The organism is Nitrospira sp. CMX1 (assembly GCF_054902215.1).
Genome location: NZ_JBUBKD010000042.1, coordinates 1 through 4,468, shown reverse-complemented (window position 1 = coordinate 4,468; position 4,468 = coordinate 1). Strand labels below are relative to the sequence as shown.

General features: G+C 55.6%; 4 protein-coding genes. 1 reads left to right on the top strand and 3 read right to left on the bottom strand.

What is annotated here, in order from left to right:
• Positions 1-131: 131 nt before the first annotated feature.
• From atpG to atpH, 3 genes are read right to left on the bottom strand one after another with little or no spacing between them, the layout of a single operon-like run.
• Complete coding sequence (gene atpG, locus ACYX34_RS10870; RefSeq protein WP_462076584.1) at positions 132-1,010, bottom strand: ATP synthase F1 subunit gamma; 879 nt, start codon at positions 1,008-1,010, stop codon at positions 132-134.
• 58 nt (positions 1,011-1,068) lie between these two features.
• Positions 1,069-2,586, bottom strand: a complete 1,518-nt coding sequence (gene atpA / locus ACYX34_RS10865) for a F0F1 ATP synthase subunit alpha (protein WP_462076583.1) — start codon at positions 2,584-2,586, stop codon at positions 1,069-1,071.
• Between the two features lie 10 nt (positions 2,587-2,596).
• Complete coding sequence (gene atpH / locus ACYX34_RS10860) at positions 2,597-3,136, bottom strand: ATP synthase F1 subunit delta (RefSeq protein WP_462076582.1); 540 nt, start codon at positions 3,134-3,136, stop codon at positions 2,597-2,599.
• Between the two features lie 252 nt (positions 3,137-3,388).
• Between atpH and ACYX34_RS10855 the strand changes: the two genes are divergently transcribed.
• Positions 3,389-4,468, top strand: a 1,080-nt coding sequence (locus tag ACYX34_RS10855) for a HEAT repeat domain-containing protein (protein ID WP_462076581.1), incomplete at its 3' end; no start/stop codon positions are given.

The following is a 4,468-nucleotide window of genomic DNA, read 5'->3' as shown; positions in this document are numbered from 1 at the left end:
CAACCGGTCCGATGACTTGAATCACTTTTCCTGTGCTCACGAGTTCACCCCTTTTTCTCGAGTGCTAAGTGCTGAGTGCCCAGTGCTGAGGACAGAGGACCCGTTATGACTCAGCATTCAGTACAGTCTACTTATTTCAACGCTTCGGCACCGCCGACGATATCCATCAACTCTTTCGTGATCGCTGCCTGCCTGGTCTTGTTGTAATACAGCGTCACTTTCTTGATCAGCTGGCCGGCGTTGCGTGTGGCGCCATCCATCGCGGCCATACGAGCCCCATGCTCGGCTGCCGCGGACTCCAACAAAATCCGATAGGCTTGCACCTGAAAATGCTTCGGGATCAAGGCGGCCAACAACTCTGCTTCTTCCGGTTCATAGAGGTAGCTACCACTCAGAGCGCCCTCACTGGACGCCCCACTAAATTCCTCTTGGGCGTCGACCGGGAAGAGCTTTTCGACAATCACCCGCTGCTGAATGGCGGACTTGAATTCGTTGTAGACGACATAGAGTTCGTCGAACGTACCTTTGATGAAATTATCCGTGAGGTCCCCACCGATGTCGATGGCATGTTCAAAGGTCAACTTATCGAAGATCCCGGTCCATTCTTGTCGAATCGGCCATGTCCGACGACGGAAGTAATCACGTCCTTTGCGACCGATAATACTTAAAGTAACTTGTAACCCTCGTGCTTCGCACTGCCGGACGAACTCCGAACTCTTGCGGGCAATATTGCCGTTGAAGCCACCACAAAGCCCTCGGTCGCTCGTCACCACCAGCACTTCGACCTTCTTCCCTTCACGCTTCTGGAGGAGGGGATGAGAGGATCGGTTCACACGTTGACTCAGATTACTCAATACCCCGCGCATTTTATGCGCATAGGGGCGTGCGGCGAGAATACGGTCCTGAGACCGTTTGAGCTTGGCCGCAGCCACCATCTTCATGGCCTTGGTGATCTTCTGCGTATTCTTAAATGCTGAAATCTTGCGACGTAATGATTGAAGACTTGGCATGGATCCTAGCTTTCAGCTGTCGGCTCTCAGCAATCAGCTCACGGCTGAACGCTGATGGCTACTTTGCTCCGTATCCCATTTTCTGTTTGAAGGTCGAGATGATCTCTTTCAACCGTCCACCGACCTTGTCGTCGATCTTACCGATCGTCGCCACTTCCTTCTTCAGGTCCGGATGGGTTTGTTGAATATAATGTAGGAGGTCCGCCTCAAACTGCTGAACCTTGTCTACCGCCACGTCGTCGAGGAATCCCTGCGTACCAGCGTAGATGGAGAGCACTTGATCCGCCACCGGCATCGGTTTGTATTGCCCCTGCTTGAGCAACTCCACCATGCGCACGCCACGAGCCAGCTGCAGCTGCGTCGCCTTGTCGAGCTCGCTGCCGAACTGAGCAAACGCCGCCATTTCACGATACTGGGCCAAGTCCAACCGGAGCGTACCGGCCACCTGTTTCATCGTCTTAATCTGAGCGGATCCGCCGACGCGGGAGACCGATAATCCGACGTTAATAGCCGGGCGGATACCGGAATAGAACAGATCACTACCGAGATAGATCTGCCCGTCCGTGATCGAGATGACGTTCGTTGGAATATAGGCCGACACGTCACCCGCTTGCGTTTCAATGATGGGCAATGCGGTGAGGCTCCCCCCGCCCAGCTTCTCGCTGAGCTTGGCGGCCCGTTCAAGCAAGCGTGAGTGCAAATAAAACACATCTCCCGGATAGGCTTCGCGTCCCGGGGGACGACGAAGCAAGAGCGAGAGCTGGCGATAGGCTACGGCATGCTTCGACAAATCGTCATAGACGATCAATGCATGCTTGCCGTTATCACGGAAATACTCTCCGATTGCCGCACCTGCGAAAGGTGCCAGAAACTGCATCGGAGCCGGATCACTGGCGCTCGCCGACACCACCATGCTGTACTCCATCGCATGGTTTTCCTCGAGCGTCTTGACCACGCGGGCAACCGTCGAGCGCTTCTGACCGACGGCCACGTAAATACAGAAAACACCCAAACCCTTTTGATTAATGATCGTATCCACCGCAATAGCCGTTTTGCCGGTCTGACGATCGCCGATGATCAACTCTCGCTGACCACGACCGATCGGGATCATGGCGTCGATAGCCTTGATACCGGTCTGCAGCGGCTCTCGGACTGATTGGCGTGTATTCACGCCGGGAGCAACCACTTCGATCCGGGAATGATGCGGGGACTGGATCGGCCCCTTGCCGTCGATCGGCTGACCGATGGCATTGACGACTCGACCGACGAGCGCCTCGCCGACCGGGATTTCCGCAATACGGCCGGTCCGCTTGACTGGATCGCCTTCCTTGATTCCGACGTCGTCACCCATCAACACGGCGCCGACGTTGTCTTCTTCAAGGTTCAGCGCAATCCCATAGAGTCCACCAGGGAACTCCAACATCTCTCCGGCCATGGCCCCATCCAGACCATACACCTTGGCAATGCCGTCGCCGACCTGAATGACCGACCCGGTTTCCTTGACATCAACCTGTTTGTCGAAACCCTTGATCTTTTCCTTAATAATCGCACTGATTTCTTCGGCCCTGATCTGCATGACAACTCCTTTATTCTCGAGTCAACGCCACGTGCAGGTCGCGCAGGCGGCCTTGGACGGTGCTGTCGACCACCGTGCTGCCGATGCGGATCTGCAGCCCGGCAAGATGACTCGCGTCGGTCTGGAACGTGACATCCACTTCGCGCTTGAGTGTGTCACGCAGCCGCGCTTTAATCCGCTCCTGTTCGGGAAGGGGAAGTACCGTTGCGGAGGACACGGTCACAGGCTGAGTGCCCTTCGACTGATCAACCAATTTTCCAAACGCCACGGCAATCTCGGGCAGGAACCCGACTCGGCTCTTCTTCACCAACTGTCCAAGAAATGCCTGACCTGCCTGTGGGCAAGCCAACTTGTCAGCCAACCCCCTCAGCACCGAAATCTTTTCCTCGACGCTGAACGCAGGGGATGCCACCACGTGTCGAAGTTGGTCAGACTCCTTCATAGCCTGCCCCAGACTATCGAGAGCTTTTCGCGTCACATCGATGCTGGATTGGTCAAGGAGTTCGAAGAGGGCCTGTGCGTAACGTCGCGCAACTGTTGTTTTAATCACCGTTCTCGACTCACCTACATTATTTAGACGGACCTTAAAGTTTCGTGAAATTCACGAAGCAGAGCTCGCGAAGTTAGCATTGGGGATGAGGAGCTGTCAATATCACTCTCTTCCACATTGATCATCGCAAACCATCCTCTGATAAGAGAGCAGGTGTATACTAAAATTTAACCGAGAGATGAGCTTCGATGAAACCAACAAGCACCACGGTACCACCTGAAGAAGCAGCACAAGCGGGAGTGGAGTAAGGAGATGTGGTATCCATTCCGTATTGCTGTTCCAATACTCCTCTCCGCTTTTGTTTTGAGTCTGCTTGAGTCTCCGGGATTGGCCTACCGTGAGTACTTCACACCGGAACAACGGACTCAACTGGAGAAGATCCAGACGGTGTTCGTCGATGCGCTGGCGCTCACAGACAACGGCTCAGCGGATGCCACCCCGCTCATCGACACCGTCGTCCAACGGTTGGCCGACGCCGGATACTCGGCCGTTCGACATTCTACGCAAGCTCACGACGTCATCCTTCGCGTAAAATGCGAACAGCGCAAGACCTGGGAAGGCACGGCCGTGACGGGGGGAGATGCAGACCTTCCCGATGCCCCGTCCCGACTCTGGAAAGGACCAGCCTGCCAACTGACCTACCTGCTCGGAGGCATGAAGATCAAGTGGCAGAAAGAAGTACGCACTGACTTTGAAGATGCCGTGGCGGCCGCCCAGGCAGCACAAGCGCCGGATGCCAGTCGTTACGTGATGACGAAGCTGCAGGAAGCCTTAGGGAAGTACGAGTTTCCCCTGTTGCTGGCGGCGGAATGGGGTCACTCGGATCGACTGCTCAGGTTGCTTGATGCTCCAGACACCAGCCAAGCCAGAAAACTCAAGATCATGTCGCTTCTTGGAGACATGCAGGCCGATGCAGCGATGCCGAAGTTGAAGGAGGCGCTCAAGGACCGCGATCTGGCCAAGCAAGCGCTCTCAGCAATCGGCAACCTCGGCAGAGACGGTATCCCGTTGCTCATTGAGCTGATGAACGCCTCACCGCAGCTGGAGGTTCAAGCTGCAGCAGCAAAATCCTTAGGGCAGCTCGGCGGCCTCCATGGTGACGCATCGGTCGTCTTGCCCTTACTGGCAAAACTCCAAGATCCAAAGACGGACTGGACGGTGCTGACGGAAGTCGCCTGGGCACTCGGCAAGATCCCGGACAAGCGATCGATCCAGCCACTGTATGACCTCGACAAGAAGCTACAAGCCATTCGCGACCCCGACAACGTGACGCTGAAGAAGCTCAAGGAAGCGGTGTTCTGGGCGATCAAGCAGTGCGATACATGGGATCAA

Excerpts from the sequence above, each read along its gene's own strand:
- atpG (WP_462076584.1), bottom strand. The coding sequence starts at position 1,010 with ATGCCAAGTCTTCAATCATTACGTCGCAAGATTTCAGCATTTAAGAAT.
- atpA (WP_462076583.1), bottom strand. The coding sequence starts at position 2,586 with ATGCAGATCAGGGCCGAAGAAATCAGTGCGATTATTAAGGAAAAGATC.